The following is an 18,675-nucleotide window of genomic DNA, read 5'->3' as shown; positions in this document are numbered from 1 at the left end:
AAATGCTATATTTGGGAGTCAAAAAAAGGTAGATGTTAAGTCAATTTCGTGAAAATTTAAGTGAAAAGATTCCTTTCGTTCAAGAGAAAAAAAATCTTTTGGCAATTAGTGGCGGAATCGACAGTGTAGTTTTGGCTCATCTTTGCAAAAAAGCAGAACTTAATTTTTCGTTAGCACATTGTAATTTTAATTTACGCGGAACGGAAAGCGATGCTGATGAAAAATTTGTAAAAAAATTAGCAAAAGAATTAGAAGTTGAATTATTTATAGAGCATTTTAACACACAAAAATTCGCGGAAGAACATCAACTTTCCACGCAAGTTTCAGCACGAAAATTACGCTATTTTTGGTTTTATGAACTTGCTGAAAAACACCATTTCGATTTTATTTTTACCGCGCATCACGCGAACGATAGTCTAGAAACCTATTTTATAAATACGCTTCGCGGAACTGGAATAAACGGCTTAACCGGAATTCCGGAATTCAATGATAAAATTTTTAGACCGCTTTTAGAATTCTCAAGAAACGAAATTGAAAATTTTGCTGAAAAAGAAAACCTAAATTGGCGAGAAGATAGCTCTAATAAATCAGATAAATACCTGCGGAATAAAATTAGACATCATGTTATTCCGGTTTTAGAAGAGGAAAATCCGCAATTATTAGCTACGTTTCAGCAAACCCAGAAAAATTTACAACAAACCGCCGATTTACTAGAAGATTATACCACGTTTTTATTTTCAAAATTAGTAGAAGAAATTAACGGAAATTATTATTTCAATATTCAGCAACTTCAGGAAACACCACATACTAAAGCTGTACTTTTTCAGTTATTACATCCGTTTGGATTTAGTGAATGGAACGACGTTTATCATTTATTAGAAGCCGAATCAGGAAAACAAGTTTTTTCGAAAACGCACCGATTAATAAAAGATCGTGCCGTTTTAATATTGAGTAAAAATGAAGAAAAAACTTCTGAAGATTTTTATTTTGCTGAAGAAGAAAAACAGTTAAAATTTCCGTTAGGGATAATTGAAAAAGATGAAGTTACCAAAATTGAAGAAAAAGCCAATGAAATAGCGTATCTTTCGGGCGAAAAAATAAAATTTCCTTTACTCATTCGAAAATGGAAAGCCGGAGATCGTTTTAAACCATTTGGAATGAAAGGAAGCAAAAAAATAAGCGATTTTCTCAAAGATGAAAAATGCTCATTATTAGATAAAGAAAATACTTGGGTAATGTGTTCAGCAGAGCAAATTATCTGGGTAATAGGACATCGAATTCATAATGATTTTAAAATAAAACCAACAACAACCCAATCTCTTAAATTTACCCTCAAAAAATGAAATATTATCTTTCGATACTACTTGTTTTTTTAACATTTATTACCGCAAACGCGCAATTCGACACACAAAAACACCAAGGAGAAATTGTAGATCCTGTAGAATGGACAGGAAAAATTGAAAAAAAATCTGAAAATAATTACCAGTTTATTTTAGAAGCTGATATTGAAGAAGAGTGGCACATATATTCTCAAAACACTCCAGAAGGAGGTCCATTACCCTTATGGTTTAATTATTTGGATTCAGGAAACGGTTATCAATTAAAAGGAAAAACTAAGGAGAGTGAATCCAAAAGACAGTACAGCGAACTTTTTGAAGTAGACGAAGTTTACTTTGAAAAAGAGGCTACTTTTAAACAAGATATAGTAATTACTGATGAAAACCTATCGGTAATTAAAATGGAATTAAAATATCAGGTTTGTAAAGAAGTTTGTATTGGAGAAGAGTATTATGTGATCTTTGACATAAAAAAAGATCTTGTAAAAATAATTCAAAATTACGATGACTTTTCGACTTATGGAACATCACCAAAAAAAGAAGAAAAACAACCTGAAATTAAAGAAGAGAACACAAAAAAGATAGCTGAAGATGTAGGTGAAAACGAAGAAGAAAAAGGTTTAATTACTATCTTTTTTCTAGCTTTTATTGCAGGTTTTGCGGCTTTACTTACGCCTTGTGTTTTCCCAATGATTCCGATGACAGTCGGGTTTTTTACCAAACAAAGTAAAGACAGAAGTAAAGGAATTAAAAACGCATTGCTATATGGGTTTTTTATAGTAATTATTTATGTTTTATTAGGAACAATCGTTACTGCAATTTTTGGTGCAGATGCTTTAAATGCGTTATCTACAAACGTAACGTTCAACATCGTTTTCTTTATTTTGTTAGTGATTTTTGCAGCCTCTTTTTTAGGCGCTTTTGAGATTATGTTACCAAATTCTTGGGCGAATAAAGTAGATCGACAAGCCGATAGAGGAGGAGTGATCGGTATTTTCTTTATGGCTTTAGCTTTAGCAATTGTTTCTTTTTCTTGCACTGGTCCAATTGTAGGAACGCTTTTAGTTGAAGCTGCTTCAAAAGGAGGTTTAGCTCCAATTATTGGGATGTTAGGATTCTCGTTGGCAATTGCTATTCCGTTCGCTTTATTTGCGATGTTTCCGGGTTGGATGAATACTTTACCAAAATCTGGCGGATGGTTAAATACAGTAAAAGTGGTTTTAGGATTTTTAGAATTAGCCTTAGCATTTAAATTTTTGTCGAATGCAGATTTAGTGCTTCAAGCTCATATTTTAGAACGTGAAATTTTCTTAGCCATTTGGATTGCTATTTTTGGAGCGTTGGCATTTTATCTCTTCGGAAAAATTAAGCTTCCGCACGATTCCCCTATAAATCATATTTCTGTGGGAAGATTAGGTTTAGGTTTATTAATTTTATCATTTACTATTTATTTAATTCCAGGGCTTTGGGGCGCACCTTTAAAAATGATTAGTGGTTTTACACCGCCATTAAATTATAGTGAAGCTCCGTATGGAGTTGGAAATAGAAAAGTCGGTGTAGCTTCTACAGCAGCAAAAAGTGATTTTCCAGATCACGCTAAATTAGGTCCGCATGATATTCTAACCTTTACCGATTACGAAAAAGGAGTAGAATACGCAAAAGAAAAAGATTTGCCAATTCTATTAGATTTTACGGGTTATGCTTGTATAAATTGTCGTAAAATGGAAGAACGCGTATGGAGTGAACCCCAAATATTAGGTAAACTAAAAAAAGAGCTCGTTTTAATTTCATTGTATGTAGACGCAAAAGAAAAATTACCGGAAGATGAACGATATACAAGTAAAACAACAGGAAAGCGAATTCGCACTATAGGAAATAAATGGAGCGATTTTCAGATAAAAAATTATGGAGCAAATGCACAACCTTATTATATAATTTTAAATCACGACGAAGAAATGCTTAATAGTCCAATTGGTTATACACCAGATATCGAAGAATATGAAGCGTGGTTAAATGAAGGAATAGATAATTTTAAATAAAAAAATAAGTTAATTATTAAAAAACCCGACCTAGATTGTCGGGTTTTTTTAGCTTTATTTTTAAAAATATACTAGTATATTTAAAGCGGATAAACTTTCAATTCTATGAAATTTAAAAAAGTATTTTTTCTCATCGTAATATTCATTTTAAGCGCTAAAATTTCTGTAGCTCAAACTGAAAAATTATACGATGTTTCCAAACATTACACTAAACAAGAAGTCGACATAAAAATGCGCGATGGAATAAAGTTGCATACCACAATTTATTCACCAAAAGATACTTCACAAGAATATCCTATTTTAATGCAGCGCACGCCTTACAGTTCTAAACCTTATGGTGAAAATGAATTTCGATCTAAAATAGGTCCCAATGAATTTCTAATGAAAGAAGGAAATATTATTGTTTATCAAGATGTTCGCGGCCGTTGGATGAGTGAAGGAAATTTTGATAACATGCGACCTTATATTCCTAATAAAAAAGGAAACGAAATAGATGAAGCAAGCGACACTTATGATACAATTGAGTGGCTGGTAAATAACGTAGAAAATAATAATGGAAACGTTGGAACGTGGGGAATTTCATATCCTGGTTTTTACGCTACATATTCTTTATTATCGGAACATCGGGCATTGAAAGCCGCTTCGCCACAAGCTTGTATAGGTGATTTCTTTTTTGATGATTTTCACCATAACGGTGCTTATTTATTAAGTTATTGGATGGCGACCACCTTATTTGGCGAACAACATAACGGTCCAACTACTGAAAGTTGGTATCATTTTCCGGATGTAAAAGTAAAAGACCAATATCAATTTTATTTAGATCATACACCGCTGAAAAAATTAGATTCGTATTATACCGACAATTTTTTCTGGCAACAACTTAAAGATCACCCGAATTACGATGAATTTTGGCAAAAGCGCGGAATTATTCAGCATTTAAAAGATGTGAAAATTAAACCTGCCGTTATGGTTGTGGGCGGTTTATTTGACGCTGAAGATTTATATGGTCCGTTTGAAACGTATAAAACCATTGAAGCAAATAATAATAATTATAATACCGTTGTTTTTGGTCCTTGGAGTCACGGCGATTGGGCAAGAACCGCCAAAAGGCAAGCTATAGGAAATATTTTCTTTGGAGAAGATATATCTGAAAAATTTCAGCAAGAAGTAGAAGCAAAATTTTTCAATCATTTTTTAAAAGGAGAAGCAAATAAAAATTCAGGTTTACCGGAAGCGATGTTTTTTGATACCGGAACGCACGAATGGAAAAATTATGAAAATTGGCCTCCAAAAAATACTGAAAAAAAGACTTATTATTTAGGAAAAAATCAAGAATTAACAAGTATTCCTTCGCCGACAAATAAACAAGAATTTTTAAGCGATCCAGCAAAACCTGTTCCGTATTCAGAAGATATAAAAATAGTATTTACGCCACGAAAATATATGACCGACGATCAGCGGTTTGCTGCCAGAAGACCCGATGTGTTGGTTTTTGAAACCGATGTATTAGAAAAAAATATAACGATGGCCGGGGAAATTAGAGCGAATCTTCAAGTAGCTACTACCGGAACTTCAGCAGATTGGGTAGTAAAAGTAATCGATGTTTATCCGCCGGAAGCCGAAGATTATCCAGAAACCCAAGAATATTTAAAAATGTCTAATTATCATATGATGGTAAGAAGCGAAGTAATGCGCGGACGTTTTAGAAATGGTTTTGAAAAACCAGAAGCGTTTATTGCTGATAAGAAAACTTCAGTAAAATTAAAGTTACAAGATATTCATCATACTTTTCAGAAAGGGCATAAAATTCAGATTCAAATACAAAGCACGTGGTTTCCGTTAATCGATGTAAATCCGCAACAATATGTGCCTAATATTTTTGAAGCTGAAGAAAACGATTTTACAAAACAAACCCATAGTGTTTACGGAGATTCTTCTATAGAATTTTCAGTACTAAAAAATTAATCTATGCAAAAGAGAATTCTTTATATACTTCTGGGCATTTTAATTATTTCGTGTAAGCAAAAGCCAGAAAAAACCGAATTAACTCCTTCAGAAATCAATAATGAATCTGAAAAACTTTCCGCTTTTTTTGAACGAACCTTTAAAGAAGATGTCGCAGATTCGCCCATGTTTCAAACGCAACTCGGGCAAAAAACCGATTATGGAAAATGGGATGATTTTTCTAATCAAAAATATGCAGAAGATTTAGAGCGAAGTAAAAAACGCTTGGCGTATTTAAAAGATAGCATTAATCAAAAAGCGCTTCCTAAAAAACAACGCTTAAGTTATCGGTTAAAAAAACAAAAGTTAGAAGAAGAAGTAGAAGATTACAAATACCGATTTTACGATTATCCTATTAATCAGATGAACGGTTATCATACCGCTCTTGCCGCATTTTTAATTAATCAACATCGAATAGATTCCGTTTCCGATGCGAAAGCTTACATTCAGCGGCTAAAAGGAATGCACAAAGCTTTCGAAGAAATTGCACAGAATATGCAAATTCGGGAAAAAAACGGAATTCTTCCACCAAAATTCGTTTTTAGTAAAGTTCTGGAAAGTTCAAAAAGTTTAATTAGCGGAAAACCTTTCGACAATTCAAATAAAAAAAATCCACTTTTTGAAGATTTTTCAAAGAAAGTAAATAAACTAACTATTTCTAAAGCTGAAAAAAAGGCGCTTATTTCAGAAGCCAAAAATGTTTTATTAAGTGATGTAAAACCAGCTTATGAATTATTAATAAAAACCTTAGAAGATCAATTTCAACGTGCAACCACAGATCACGGCGTTTGGAAATTTCCAAAGGGAGATGAATTTTATAAAAATCGTTTAAACCGAATTACCACTTTAGATTTAACCGCTGAAGAAATTCATGAAATAGGCTTAACCGATGTAAATCGAATTCATGAAGAAATGAAAGCCATCATGAAAAAAGTAGGCTTTAAAGGAACGCTAAAAGATTTCTTTAATTTTATGCGAACCGATGCGCAATTTTATTATGAAAATAACGAAGCAGGAAAAAGTAAATACCTCGCCGAAAGCAAATCGATTATAGATCGAATGCGAGAAAATCTAGATAAATTATTTTTAACCCTTCCCAAAGCTGAAATAAAAGTAAAAGCGGTAGAAGAATTTCGAGAAAAAAGTGCGGGAAAAGCATTTTATCAAGCTCCAGCATTAGACGGTTCGAGACCTGGAATTTTTTACGCCAACCTTTACGATATGAGTGCGATGCCAACTTACCAAATGGAAGCGCTAGCGTATCACGAAGGAATTCCCGGACATCACATGCAAATCGCGATCGCGCAAGAATTAGACAGCATTCCTGAGTTTAGAAAGCATATTTTTTACACTGCGTATATCGAAGGTTGGGGGTTATACAGCGAAAAAATCCCAAAAGAAATCGGTTTTTATAAAGATCCGTATTCAGATTTTGGAAGGCTTTCGTTAGAATTATGGCGCGCTTGTCGTTTGGTGGTCGACACCGGAATTCATTCAAAAAAATGGACGCGTGAAAAAGCAATCGAATTTTACAAAACCAACACGCCAAATGCCGAAAGTGATTGCATAAAAATGGTGGAACGTCACATTGTTATGCCTGCGCAAGCAACTGCTTATAAAATTGGGATGAATAAAATACTTTCCCTTCGGAAAAAAGCAAAAACCGAGTTGGGTAAAAAGTTTGATATCCGAGAATTTCATGATGTAGTACTTTCGCAGGGAGCCGTACCATTAACGATTTTAGAAGAAATGATTGACGATTATATTCAACAGAAAAATGAAAAAAATTAAAAATATAGCGGTTTTAACATCCGGTGGAGATTCTCCCGGAATGAACGCTGCAATTCGTGCGGTAGTAAGAGCTTCGGTATATTATAAAATAAAATGTACCGGAATTTACAGAGGTTATGAAGGTTTAATTGAAGGCGATTTCGAAACCTTAGACGCGCGTTCCGTTAAAAACATTATTAATCGTGGCGGCACTTTTTTAAAATCGGCACGGTCAAAATTATTTAGAACTGCTGAAGGAAGAAAACAAGCTTACGAACAATTGAAAAAAAATGAAGTCGATGCGTTAGTAGTTGTGGGTGGCGATGGAACTTTTGCAGGAGCTTCGGTTTTTAAGAAAGAATACAATTTTCCAATCGTAGGAATTCCCGGAACTATCGATAATGATATTTCTGGCACAGATTACACCATTGGTTACGATACAGCTTTAAATACCGTTATAGAAGCTATCGATAAAATTCGTGATACGGCAAGTTCTCACAATCGCCTATTTTTAGTCGAGGTAATGGGAAGAAATGCAGGAGATATTGCCTTAAACGCGGGAATTGGAGCAGGAGCCGAAGAAATTTTAATTCCCGAACAAGATATGGGGATTAATCGTTTAGTAGAATCGCTAAAAAGAAGTAGAAAATCTGGCAAAACATCGAGTATTGTCGTGGTGGCTGAAGGCGATAAAATCGGAAAAAATATTTTTGAACTCGCCGAATATATCGAAGGAAATTTTGAAAATTATGAAGTAAGGGTTACGGTTTTAGGTCACATTCAGCGTGGCGGCGCGCCAAGTTGTTTCGATCGTGTCTTGGCCAGTAGATTGGGAATTGGAGCGGTAGAAGCTTTGTTAGCTGGAGACCAAGATATAATGATTGGAATAAAAAATAGAAAATTGGTTAAAGTTCCGTTTAATGAAACTATTACCGGAGAAAATGAAATAGATTTAGAATTATTGAAAGTAGCCGATATTACTTCAATTTAAAAAAAATAAAAATGAAAAAAATTAATGTAGCCATTAATGGTTTTGGAAGAATAGGAAGAATCGCTTGTAGAATTGCGAGCAAAAATGAACATATAAATATTGTCGCTGTAAACGATTTAGTTCCAGTAGCGCAATTGGCTTATTTATTAAAATATGATTCGGTTCACGGAAAATTCGATAAAGAGGTTTCAACAGAAAATGAAAATTTGGTAGTCGATGGAAAAACTATTCAAGTTTCAGCTGAAAAAGATCCTGAAAATTTAAAATGGAAAGAATTAAATGTTGATGTCGTTATCGATTGTACCGGAATTTTTAAAACCCAAGAAAAAGCCGAAGCGCATTTAAAAGCTGGTGCGAAAAAAGTGGTTGTTTCTGCACCTTCAGAAGATATTCCAATGTTTGTAATGGGGGTAAATCACGAAAAAGTTTCTAAAGACGATCGTATTGTTTCCAATGCTTCGTGTACCACAAACTGTTTAGCACCGTTGGCAAAAGTATTGCACGATAATTATGAAATTATTGAAGGTTTAATGACGACCGTTCATGCCACAACTTCATCCCAATCTACTGTAGATGGACCATCGAAGAAAAATTTTAGATTAGGGAGAAATGCTGGAGCTAATATTATTCCTGCTTCCACAGGAGCTGCAAAAGCAGTCGGAAAAGTAATTCCCTCATTATACGGAAAATTAACCGGAATGGCATTTCGAGTTCCCACACCAGATGTTTCGGTAGTAGATTTAACAGTTCGATTAAAAAAGTCTGTCAGTTTAGAAGAATTGAAAAAAACAATAAAAAATGCCGCTGAAAATGAATTAAAAGGAATTTTAGGATATACTGAAGAAGCCTTAGTGTCACAAGATTTTGTGTCAGATTCAAGAACCAGTATTTTTGATGCGGAAGCGAGTATGGCGCTAAATGATAATTTTTTCAAATTAGTCGCGTGGTACGATAATGAATTTGGCTATTCTTCAAAACTTATAGATTTGGCAATTCACATTTCAAAGTTGTAAATCTATGTTATTAATTGCCGATGGAGGATCAACAAAATGCGATTGGATTCTTTTAGATGAAGAAAAGCAAGTCTTAGAAAAAACACAAACCAAAGGATTAAATCCCAGTGTTTTTTCTTTAGAAACTTTAGAAGAGCGTTTATGTTCAAATGAAATATTAAAAAAATATGCTGAAAAAATTCAGCAGGTAGATTTTTACGGTGCCGGTTGCGGAACTCCGCTTCCGAAAGAAAAATTAAGAAAAGTTCTTCATTCTTTTTTTAAAAAATCGCAGGTAAATGTTTTTGAAGATACCGTTGCGGCAGTTCGTGCGGTAACTCATGAACCGGGAATTGTTTGCATTCTCGGTACAGGTTCTAACGCATGTTATTTCGATGGAAAAGAAGTAAATGTTCCAATTGCCTCATTGGGTTATGTGTTAATGGATGAAGCCAGTGGAAATTATTTCGGTAAAAAATTAATTCAGGATTACTATTATCATAAAATGCCCAAGAAAATTGCTGAAGAATTTGAGAAAAAATTCAATTTAGACCCCGATGAAATTAAAAGTAATTTATATCAAAAAGAAAATCCGAATGCGTATTTAGCATCTTTTGCGAGTTTCATTTTTACAAATTCACAACTTTCAGATTATTTCTATAATTTAATTTTAGAAGGAATTCAACTTTTTATAGAAAATCGCGTTTTAACTATTACTGAATCAAAAAAAGTTCCTGTCCATTTTGTAGGAAGTATTGCACATTTTTCTTCAGAAATTATAGCAGATTGCTTAAAAACTCATAATTTAGCTGTTGGGAAAATTATTCAGCATCCCATCGAAGAATTAACCAATTATTATCGAACAAACGGAATTTAAATGCCCTTAAAATCTATTGATCCAACAACTACTAGCGCTTGGAAAAAATTAACCGAACATTTTCATCAAATTAAAGATGAAAAAATACTCGATTGGTTTCAAAAAGACGATAAAAGAGCAGAAAAATTTCAAATAGAATGGCGCGATTTTTTTCTGGATTTTTCCAAGAATAAAATTTCCAGTAAAACCCTAGAATTATTATTATCCTTAGCCGAAGAAGTTGATTTAAATGACGCTATAGAAAAGCATTTTAATGGTGATATAATTAATGAAACTGAACATAGAGCTGTTCTTCATACCGATTTAAGAAAAAAAAATAAACCTGAAGAAGTACAACAAGCGCTAGCTCAAATGAAAAATTTTTCTGAAAAAGTAATCGAAGGAAAATGGAAAGGTGCAACAGGAAAAAAAATTGAAACAATTGTAAACGTTGGAGTTGGAGGAAGCGATTTAGGTCCAAAAATGGTAACCAACACTTTAAAATTTTATAAAAATCATTTAGAAACTCATTTTGTTTCTAATATGGATGGCGATCAAGTTGCGGAAATATTAAAACATATAAATCCTGAAACAGCGCTTGTTATTGTGGTTTCTAAAAGTTTTGGCACGCAAGAAACCATTACTAATTCAAATACCATTAAAAAATGGTTTCAAAATCATAACATAACCGATTTCTCAAAACATTTTGTCGCCGTTTCAGCAAATCAAGAAAAAGCACAAGAATTTGGGATTGACTACAAGAATATTTTTCCGATGTGGGATTGGGTTGGCGGTCGTTTTTCCTTATGGAGTCCGGTTGGTTTAACTATTTCCTGTGCGATTGGTTTTCAGAATTTTGAAGAATTATTGTTGGGTGCCAGAGAAATGGACGACCATTTTCAAAAAACAGATTTTGCTGAAAATATTCCGGTGATTTTAGCTTTATTAAGTATCTGGTATAATAATTTTTTCAAAGCTGAAACCGAAGCTATTATTCCATATTCACATTATTTACAAGAATTTGTTCCTTATTTACAACAAGGAATAATGGAAAGCAATGGGAAAAGTGTTTCTCGTAAAGGAAATCCAATAAATTATCAAACCGGAACAATAATTTGGGGTCAGCCCGGCAGTAATTGTCAACATGCATTTTTTCAATTATTTCATCAAGGAACAAAAATAATTCCGACAGATTTTATTGGTTTTAAAAAGCCTCTAAATAAAAATAAAAAACAGCATGATAAATTAATGGCTAATTTTTTCGCACAAACCGAAGCCCTCTTAAAAGGAAAGTCGAAAGAAGAAATTGCTGAAGAATTAAAATATATAGATACTGAGCAAGCAAAAAAGATAAGTCCTTTTAAAGAAGTTGAAGGAAATAAACCTACCAATACTATTTTAATTGAAAAATTAACACCCAAAAGTTTAGGAAGCCTCATTTCAATGTATGAACATAAAATTTTTATACAGGGCGTAATTTGGAATATTTTCAGTTATGACCAATGGGGAGTTGAATTAGGAAAACAATTAGCTTCTAAAATCTTACCTCAAATTAAAAATCAAAAAATAGAACGTAATCAAGACAGTTCTACAAGTTCCCTTTTAAAAAGATATTTTTCTTAACTAGTAAGATATTCTTTTATTTTAAAGCATTTACCTCAAAATATTCTTACTTTTAAGAAAACTGTTTAGTATATGCTCGTAAAGGTCTACGGAAGCGCGGTATTTGGTGTAGAAGCAACAACAATTACTGTTGAGGTTAATATTGATAAAGGAATTGGTTACCATTTAGTCGGTTTACCCGATAACGCTATTCGCGAAAGCAGTTATCGTATTGCTGCAGCACTTCAGAACAATGGTTATAAATTACCCGGAAAAAAAATTACTATTAATATGGCGCCGGCCGACTTAAGGAAAGAAGGTTCGGCTTACGATTTAACTTTAGCGTTAGGAATTTTAACGGCTTCATCACAAATAAAAGCACCAAAAATAGAAGATTATTTAATTATGGGTGAACTTTCTTTGGATGGAAGTTTACAACCTATAAAAGGCGCTTTACCGATAGCGATAAAAGCAAAAGAAGAAGATTTTAAAGGTTTTATTCTTCCGAAACAAAATGCTTCCGAAGCTGCTATTGTAAGTGGATTAAAAGTCTACGGAGTCGAAAATATTACCGAAGTTATCAACTTTTTTGATAATGATGTACCGCTTGAGCAAACGCATATTGATACACGAAAACAATTTTACGAAAGTTTAGAACACCCAGAATATGATTTTGCAGACGTAAAAGGTCAAGAATCTATTAAACGTTGTATGGAAATCGCCGCAGCTGGCGGTCATAATATTATTTTAATCGGTCCGCCGGGCTCGGGAAAAACTATGCTCGCTAAACGATTACCGAGTATTTTACCGCCAATGAGTTTGCATGAAGCGCTAGAAACTACTAAAATTCATAGTGTGGTCGGTAGAACGAGTGATAATAATGGTTTGCTAGCGCAACGTCCTTTTAGAAGTCCGCATCATACCATTTCAGATGTTGCTTTAGTCGGTGGAGGTTCTTATCCTCAACCTGGAGAAATTTCTCTCTCGCATAATGGCGTATTGTTTTTAGATGAATTACCAGAATTCAAAAGAACGGTCTTAGAAGTAATGCGTCAACCTTTAGAAGATCGGGAAGTTACTATTTCTCGAGCTCGTTTTACGGTAACTTACCCTTCAAGTTTTATGTTGGTCGCCAGTATGAATCCAAGTCCGGGTGGATATTTTAACGATCCCGATGCGCCGGTTAGCTCTTCACCGGCAGAAATGCAGCGTTACTTAAGTAAAATTAGTGGTCCGCTTCTCGATAGAATCGATATTCATATTGAAGTTACGCCTGTGCCTTTTGATAAATTAAGTGAAGAGCGAAAAGGGGAGAGCAGCGTAGTAATTCGTAAACGAGTTTCTAGAGCACGTGAAGAACAAGCCAAACGCTTTAAAAATTATAAAAACATTCACTATAATGCACAAATGGATGTTAAACAAATCAGAGAATTTTGTAAGTTAGATGAAAATTCAAAAAATTTGCTGAAAACAGCTATGGAACGTTTAAATCTTTCCGCGAGAGCGTACGATAGAATTCTGAAAGTTTCCCGAACCATAGCAGATTTAGAAAAATCTGAAAGTATTAATCAAGCTCATATTAGCGAAGCAATTCAATATAGAAGCTTAGACCGTGACGGTTGGTTAGGATAAAACTATGAAAAAAATTATATTCACCTTAGCGATAATTGGTTTAGTAAGTTGTAAAAACAACGAAAGTAAAGAACTGGAAAAAACTACTGGAGATGTACCAAAACAGGACACCAGTATAGTTGATAAAATTTCAGAAAAAGTAATGGATGTTGAGCCAGTAATTCTTACTAAAGAAGAAGCAAATAAATTAGTAGAACTTCCCTTAAGTTGTATCAATAACCAGTTTCCGAACAAATTAGGACAAACTTTAACTTCGGAAGAAGAATTGAAATCGCCCAAAGAACTTCACCCTGCATTTTACGGTTGTTTCGATTGGCATTCTGCGGTTCACGCACATTGGTCACTTGTAAGTTTACTAAAACAATTTCCCAATTTAGATAAAGCGGAAGAAATTAAAAAAGCGCTTAAAGAAAGCCTTTCAGCTAAAAATATTCAGCAAGAAGTTAATTATTTTCAGAAAGAACATAACAACACTTTTGAACGAACCTATGGTTGGGCTTGGCTTTTAAAACTCGCGCAAGAAATTCATACGTGGGAAACGCCGTTAGGCAAAGAACTCGATAAAAATTTACAGGCGTTAACCAATGTAATTGTTAAAAATTATACAGATTTTCTGCCAAAATTAAATTATCCAATTCGTGTGGGAGAACACGAAAATACAGCATTCGGATTAACGTTTGCGTATGATTATGCAACAGCCACAGAAAATCAAAAATTAATCGATCTTATCTCGAAACGCGCAAAAGATTTTTATTTAGACGACGATAATTGCCCAATTTCTTGGGAACCCGGCGGTTTCGATTTTCTTTCACCTTGTTTAGAAGAAATCGATATTATGCAGCGTATACTTTCTGAAACTACTTTTAAAATGTGGTTAAAAGATTTTATGCCTCAACTAACGAATCCGGATTTTAATCTTGAAGTCGCGGAAGTTTCTGATAGAAAAGATGGAAAATTAGTGCATTTAGATGGTTTAAATTACAGTCGTGCTTGGGTTTTTTATAACCTTGCCAATAAATATGAAGATTTTAAACATCTCCAAAAGCTAGGCGATAAACACGTTAGTTATTCTTTCCCGAGTTTAGTGAACGACAGTTATGAAGGTGGTCACTGGCTTGGGACTTTTGCGCTTTACAGTTTGCAACAGCGAAAAAAATAAAACTTTATGAATCGTATCGATTTGAATTGTGACTTAGCTGAAGGTGGGAAATTCGACCACCAGCTAATGCCGCTCATCTCGTCTTGTAATATTGCTTGTGGCGGTCATTTTGGAAATAATAATAGTGTAAATGAAGCGGTAAAGCTTGCCTTAAAATACCAAGTAAATATTGGCGCACACCCTTCTTATCCCGATCAAGAAAATTTTGGAAGAGTTTCCTTAGATATAAATTCTGAAGAATTAAAAAGTACGCTTAAAACTCAAATTCTACGAGTTAAAAATTATACAGAAGAAAACGGCACAAAATTACATCACGTAAAACCACACGGTGCATTATATAATGATATTGTAAAAGATGAAGAAAAAGCGCAACTTGTGATTGATGTGGTTCAAGAAATAGATAAAAGTTTAATCCTTTTTGTACCGCCAAAATCTATCATAAAAAAGTTAGCCGAAGGAAAATTAAAAACGTGGACCGAAGGTTTTGCAGATAGAAATTACGAGGCAGATTTCAGCCTTGTTTCTAGAAAAAAAGACGACGCTGTTCTACACGAAAAAAAGGCTATTTTTAAGCACGTTTTTTCAATGATTTCTGAAGGAAAAATTCATCTAAAAAATGGTGATATTTTAACTGCAAATTTCGATACGATTTGCGTTCATAGCGACACTCAAAATTCAGTAGATATTTTAAAGTTTTTGAGGGTAAAATTAGAAGAAAATAATATTCAGATTCAGTAGGAGATGAGTTATAAAAATCCGACGTTTAAAGCTTTTAATAAACAAGCTATTTTAATAACTTGGGATGAAATTATTGATGAAAACTTACTCAAATTTATCCTTCAGTACAAGAAAATCATTCAACAAAATTGGCTTAAAGAAAAAGTTGAGGTAATTAATACATATAATTCATTATTAATAAATTATACTTTTACTATAAAAAACCTCTATGATGAAATTTCAAGCTTAAAAAGCCTTTTAAAAGATGTTGAAATTTCAAATATGCTAAAGGTTAATCAATTTACAATTCCAGTTTGTTATGATGTAAAATTCGGAATGGATTTAAAAGAAATAAGTAACAAAAATCACCTTGAAATTTCTCAGATTATAGCACTTCATACACAACCAAATTACACCGTTTTTTTTACTGGCTTTTTACCCGGATTTTTATACCTCGGCGGGCTGCAAAAAGAGCTCTATATTTCACGGAAAAAATCACCGCGTTTAGACGTTAAAAAAGGAGCTGTTGGAATTGGTGAAAAACAGACCGGAATTTACCCGCAAAATTCTGCCGGCGGTTGGCAAATTATCGGGAATTCTCCGCTGTGTTTTTTTGATGCTTCTAAGAAAAATCCGAGTCCATTTCAAGGGGGCGATAAATTAAAATTTGAGTCGATTTCACTAAAAGAATATGAGGAGATAAAAAAGGAAGTCGGAAACAATTCTTACCAATTTCAAACGGAAATTTATGAGTATTAAAATTCTTCAACCGGGATTATTCAGTACAATTCAAGATCGAGGTAGAATGGGTTTTGCGAAATTCGGCGTTCCTAAAAGTGGCGCGATGGATTTATATTCAGCCAAAATTGCCAATCTTTTACTGGGAAATTCAGAAAATGAAGCGCTAATAGAAATCACGCTAATGGGACCAAAATTAGAATTTACACAAGCTACACAAATTTCCATTACAGGTTTAGCAGCTTCAGTAAAGTTAAACGATGATAAAATAAGCTTAAATAAAATATTAGAAGTAAGAAAAGGAGATCAGCTTCATATTCAACAAATATTAAAAGGAGCGCGCTTATATTTAGCGGTAAAAGGCGGTTTTGATTCAGAAGAAAAATTAGGAAGCAAAAGTATGTATGCACCAATTACAAATTCTTCTAAAATTAAAAAAGGAGATGAAATTTCTTATCATCCTTTTAATTCTTCTGATGAAAAAAAACACGCCCATATAAAGTTTAATGAAAATTATTTTAATGATGAAATTGAAGTTTTTGCCGGACCTGAATTTGAGCAACTTTCAGAAATATTAAAACTAAATTTGTTCAGAAAAGAATTTTCGATTTCTAAAAATAACAGCCGAATGGCGTATCAATTAGAAGAAACTTTTGAAAATGATCTAAAACCGATTTTAACGCAACCGGTTTTGCCGGGAACGGTTCAATTTACACCGTCGGGAAACTTAATTATTTTAATGCGCGATTGCCAAACTACAGGCGGTTATCCCAGAATTTTTCAACTTTCAGAAGATAGTATTAATAAATTAGCGCAAAAAAAACAGGGTGATAAATTGAAATTTAAGTTGATCGATTTGTAGCGCAAGCATTCCATAAAACTTCATCGGGTGTTGGCGCTGTAAACGAAATTTCTTCTTTTTTTACCGGATGAATTAAGCTTAATTTTCTAGCGTGTAAATGAATGCTCGCATCTTTATTACTACGATCGAAACCATATTTTAAATCGCCTTTAATGGGGCAACCAATCGCTGATAATTGACTTCTAATTTGATGATGTCGACCGGTTTCTAACTGAATTTCCAACAAAAAATAGCGCTCCAGTTGCTGAATAATTTTGTAATGAAGAATTCCTTTTTTACTGCCCGGAACTTCATTTTTATGTGCGTACGATTTGTTTTGTTTTTGATTCCGTTTTAGGTAATGTATTAGCGTATCTTGTTTTTTAGGAGGTTCATTTTTTACCAGCGCCCAATAGGTTTTTTCGGTTTTCTTTTCAGCAAATAATTTATTTAAACGCGGTAAAGCTTTCGAAGTTTTCGCAAATAAAACAATTCCGCTAGTTGGTCTGTCTAAACGATGAACGACGCCTAAATAGACATTTCCGGGTTTGTTATCTTTTTCTTTTATGTAGGTTTTTACAACTTCACTCAACGGTTTGTCGCCAGTTTTATCGCCTTGTACAATATCGCCGGCGCGTTTATTTACGACGATTAAATGATTGTCTTCGTATATAACTTGTAAATTATTTTTATGTGAATGTTGTTTCGTTGCCAAAAGTGAAAATTATTTTCCGAATTTATCTTTAATCGCTTTTTCAGTTAAATAAAGTAAAAGTCCCACGCCTAGTAAAAGAATAAAAATCTCTGCGATTAATATGGTTTCCATAGAAAGCTCTATAAAGATCTTTAGTAAAGAAATTCCGCAAAAAATCAATCCTACTTTTATCATTAAAACTGCGGAATAACGTTGTGAAAAATCCCATTTTTCTTGTGATTCCATCGATTTTCTAGTTCGGTAGCCATATAACGAATTTATTTCTTTCGGTGGAAATTTATACATAATAAATCCCACGACTGCGAAAACTACACCCGATAAAAATAGAGGACCAAGCAAAAAATCTAAATTCATTTACTGAAATTTAATACTGCTCATTTTCGTTAGGAAAATCACCCGATTTTACATCGTCATTATAACGCTTGAAAGCATCGGTCATTTCTTTATGTAAATCTAGATAGCGACGTAAAAAACGTGGATTAAATTCGTGCGTCATTCCAATCATATCGTGAACAACCAAAACTTGTCCGTCAACGCCATTTCCGGCACCAATACCAATTACGGGAATTGAAATACTTTCGGCAACCTCTTTGGCTAACGCCGCAGGAACTTTCTCTAAAACAAGTGCGAAGCAACCAATACGCTCTAACATTTTAGCGTCTTCTTTCAGTTTAATCGCTTCTTCCTCTTCTTTTGCACGAACCGTATACGTTCCGAATTTGTAGATCGATTGCGGAGTTAACCCTAAATGTCCCATTACGGGAATTCCCGCTTTTAAAATTCGTTTAATCGATTCTTTAATTTCTTTTCCGCCTTCCATTTTCACCGCGTGACCTCCACTTTCTTTCATAATTCTAATTGAAGAACGAAGCGCTTCTTTTGGGTCACTTTGGTAACTTCCAAAAGGTAAATCTACCACCACTAACGAGCGGTTAATTGCGCGAACTACCGACGAGGCGTGATAAATCATTTGGTCTAATGTAATTGGCAACGTCGTTTCGTGACCAGCCATAACATTAGAAGCAGAATCGCCTACCAAAATCACATCAATTCCCGCTCCATCTACAATTTGAGCCATTGTATAATCGTAGGCGGTAAGCATCGATATTTTTTCGCCATTAGCTTTCATATCGACTAATGATTTTACGGTAACGCGTTTATATTGTTTTTTTGCAACTGACATTTTTCTTAATTTTTTATTGCTCTAAATGACTTTCTAAAACCTAAGCAAGTCATTTATTATAAAATTTTAATTCGAAGACAAGCTCCGATAAATTTTAAG

16 protein-coding genes are annotated in these 18,675 nt (G+C 33.8%); 13 read left to right on the top strand and 3 right to left on the bottom strand.

Annotated elements, in window-relative coordinates; translation table 11 throughout:
- Nucleotides 1–32: 32 nt before the first annotated feature.
- The 13 genes from tilS to ACFFGL_RS05220 all read left to right on the top strand — a co-directional run bounded on the left by tilS (nt 33) and on the right by ACFFGL_RS05220 (nt 16,699).
- The gene (gene tilS, locus ACFFGL_RS05280; RefSeq protein WP_309728168.1) at nt 33–1,343 is read left to right on the top strand and encodes a tRNA lysidine(34) synthetase TilS; all 1,311 of its coding nucleotides are present in this window, start codon (nt 33–35) and stop codon (nt 1,341–1,343) included.
- Nucleotides 1,340–3,376 (top strand): protein-disulfide reductase DsbD family protein, encoded by a 2,037-nt coding sequence (locus tag ACFFGL_RS05275; RefSeq protein ID WP_309728166.1) that lies wholly within the window; start codon nt 1,340–1,342, stop codon nt 3,374–3,376. Before tilS ends, ACFFGL_RS05275 begins: the two co-directional genes overlap by 4 nt.
- Before the next feature lie 105 nt (nt 3,377–3,481).
- Nucleotides 3,482–5,341, top strand: coding sequence for a CocE/NonD family hydrolase (locus ACFFGL_RS05270; protein ID WP_309728164.1), 1,860 nt, complete (start codon nt 3,482–3,484; stop codon nt 5,339–5,341).
- Nucleotides 5,342–5,344: 3 nt separating this feature from the next.
- Nucleotides 5,345–7,171: a DUF885 domain-containing protein gene (locus ACFFGL_RS05265; protein ID WP_309728163.1), complete on the top strand. Its 1,827-nt coding sequence runs from the start codon at nt 5,345–5,347 to the stop codon at nt 7,169–7,171.
- Complete coding sequence (pfkA, locus tag ACFFGL_RS05260; RefSeq protein WP_309728161.1) at nt 7,158–8,141, top strand: 6-phosphofructokinase; 984 nt, start codon at nt 7,158–7,160, stop codon at nt 8,139–8,141. The genes ACFFGL_RS05265 and pfkA overlap by 14 nt, the downstream gene beginning before the upstream one ends.
- Nucleotides 8,142–8,152: 11 nt before the next feature.
- A complete protein-coding gene (gap, locus tag ACFFGL_RS05255) occupies nt 8,153–9,154 on the top strand; it encodes a type I glyceraldehyde-3-phosphate dehydrogenase (RefSeq protein ID WP_309728160.1) in 1,002 nt (333 codons plus the stop codon).
- Nucleotides 9,155–9,158: 4 nt separating this feature from the next.
- Nucleotides 9,159–10,010 carry a BadF/BadG/BcrA/BcrD ATPase family protein gene (locus ACFFGL_RS05250; RefSeq protein WP_309728158.1) on the top strand — a complete coding sequence of 284 codons (852 nt, stop codon included), beginning with the start codon at nt 9,159–9,161 and terminating at the stop codon, nt 10,008–10,010.
- Nucleotides 10,011–11,612, top strand: coding sequence for a glucose-6-phosphate isomerase (gene pgi, locus ACFFGL_RS05245; RefSeq protein ID WP_309728155.1), 1,602 nt, complete (start codon nt 10,011–10,013; stop codon nt 11,610–11,612).
- A 72-nt stretch (nt 11,613–11,684) separates the two neighbouring features.
- Complete coding sequence (locus tag ACFFGL_RS05240; RefSeq protein WP_309728153.1) at nt 11,685–13,223, top strand: YifB family Mg chelatase-like AAA ATPase; 1,539 nt, start codon at nt 11,685–11,687, stop codon at nt 13,221–13,223.
- Nucleotides 13,224–13,227: 4 nt separating this feature from the next.
- Nucleotides 13,228–14,382, top strand: coding sequence for a DUF2891 domain-containing protein (locus ACFFGL_RS05235; protein WP_309728151.1), 1,155 nt, complete (start codon nt 13,228–13,230; stop codon nt 14,380–14,382).
- Nucleotides 14,383–14,388: 6 nt separating this feature from the next.
- Nucleotides 14,389–15,120 carry a 5-oxoprolinase subunit PxpA gene (gene pxpA / locus ACFFGL_RS05230; protein ID WP_309728149.1) on the top strand — a complete coding sequence of 244 codons (732 nt, stop codon included), beginning with the start codon at nt 14,389–14,391 and terminating at the stop codon, nt 15,118–15,120.
- Between the two features lie 3 nt (nt 15,121–15,123).
- Nucleotides 15,124–15,858 carry a 5-oxoprolinase subunit PxpB gene (gene pxpB, locus ACFFGL_RS05225; RefSeq protein ID WP_309728147.1) on the top strand — a complete coding sequence of 245 codons (735 nt, stop codon included), beginning with the start codon at nt 15,124–15,126 and terminating at the stop codon, nt 15,856–15,858.
- On the top strand, nt 15,848–16,699 hold the full coding sequence (locus tag ACFFGL_RS05220) for a 5-oxoprolinase subunit C family protein (protein WP_309728146.1): 852 nt from the start codon (nt 15,848–15,850) through the stop codon (nt 16,697–16,699). Before pxpB ends, ACFFGL_RS05220 begins: the two co-directional genes overlap by 11 nt.
- On the opposite strand, the gene ACFFGL_RS05215 is transcribed toward ACFFGL_RS05220, so the two are convergent.
- From ACFFGL_RS05215 to panB, 3 genes are read right to left on the bottom strand one after another with little or no spacing between them, the layout of a single operon-like run.
- Nucleotides 16,680–17,393 carry an RluA family pseudouridine synthase gene (locus ACFFGL_RS05215; RefSeq protein ID WP_309728144.1) on the bottom strand — a complete coding sequence of 238 codons (714 nt, stop codon included), beginning with the start codon at nt 17,391–17,393 and terminating at the stop codon, nt 16,680–16,682. The genes ACFFGL_RS05220 and ACFFGL_RS05215 overlap by 20 nt on opposite strands.
- A 9-nt stretch (nt 17,394–17,402) precedes the next feature.
- Nucleotides 17,403–17,747 (bottom strand): SdpI family protein, encoded by a 345-nt coding sequence (locus ACFFGL_RS05210; protein WP_309728142.1) that lies wholly within the window; start codon nt 17,745–17,747, stop codon nt 17,403–17,405.
- A 10-nt stretch (nt 17,748–17,757) separates the two neighbouring features.
- On the bottom strand, nt 17,758–18,576 hold the full coding sequence (gene panB / locus ACFFGL_RS05205; RefSeq protein WP_309728139.1) for a 3-methyl-2-oxobutanoate hydroxymethyltransferase: 819 nt from the start codon (nt 18,574–18,576) through the stop codon (nt 17,758–17,760).
- Nucleotides 18,577–18,675: the final 99 nt, after the last annotated feature.

The organism is Mesonia maritima (assembly GCF_042433895.1).
In the GTDB taxonomy this organism is placed as follows: domain Bacteria; phylum Bacteroidota; class Bacteroidia; order Flavobacteriales; family Flavobacteriaceae; genus Mesonia; species Mesonia maritima.
The sequence above is the reverse complement of the archived record's forward strand: the minus strand, read 5'-3'. Positions and strand labels throughout refer to the sequence as shown.

Bases quoted from the DNA above. Each gene is read 5' to 3' on its own strand.
- ACFFGL_RS05270 (WP_309728164.1), top strand. From the start codon at position 3,482: ATGAAATTTAAAAAAGTATTTTTTCTCATCGTAATATTCATTTTAAGC.
- ACFFGL_RS05250 (WP_309728158.1), top strand. From the start codon at position 9,159: ATGTTATTAATTGCCGATGGAGGATCAACAAAATGCGATTGGATTCTT.
- ACFFGL_RS05220 (WP_309728146.1), top strand. From the start codon at position 15,848: ATGAGTATTAAAATTCTTCAACCGGGATTATTCAGTACAATTCAAGAT.
- ACFFGL_RS05275 (WP_309728166.1), top strand. From the start codon at position 1,340: ATGAAATATTATCTTTCGATACTACTTGTTTTTTTAACATTTATTACC.
- ACFFGL_RS05235 (WP_309728151.1), top strand. From the start codon at position 13,228: ATGAAAAAAATTATATTCACCTTAGCGATAATTGGTTTAGTAAGTTGT.
- ACFFGL_RS05210 (WP_309728142.1), bottom strand. From the start codon at position 17,747: ATGAATTTAGATTTTTTGCTTGGTCCTCTATTTTTATCGGGTGTAGTT.
- pfkA (WP_309728161.1), top strand. From the start codon at position 7,158: ATGAAAAAAATTAAAAATATAGCGGTTTTAACATCCGGTGGAGATTCT.
- panB (WP_309728139.1), bottom strand. From the start codon at position 18,576: ATGTCAGTTGCAAAAAAACAATATAAACGCGTTACCGTAAAATCATTA.
- ACFFGL_RS05265 (WP_309728163.1), top strand. From the start codon at position 5,345: ATGCAAAAGAGAATTCTTTATATACTTCTGGGCATTTTAATTATTTCG.
- gap (WP_309728160.1), top strand. From the start codon at position 8,153: ATGAAAAAAATTAATGTAGCCATTAATGGTTTTGGAAGAATAGGAAGA.
- tilS (WP_309728168.1), top strand. From the start codon at position 33: ATGTTAAGTCAATTTCGTGAAAATTTAAGTGAAAAGATTCCTTTCGTT.
- pgi (WP_309728155.1), top strand. From the start codon at position 10,011: ATGCCCTTAAAATCTATTGATCCAACAACTACTAGCGCTTGGAAAAAA.
- pxpB (WP_309728147.1), top strand. From the start codon at position 15,124: ATGAGTTATAAAAATCCGACGTTTAAAGCTTTTAATAAACAAGCTATT.
- pxpA (WP_309728149.1), top strand. From the start codon at position 14,389: ATGAATCGTATCGATTTGAATTGTGACTTAGCTGAAGGTGGGAAATTC.
- ACFFGL_RS05240 (WP_309728153.1), top strand. From the start codon at position 11,685: ATGCTCGTAAAGGTCTACGGAAGCGCGGTATTTGGTGTAGAAGCAACA.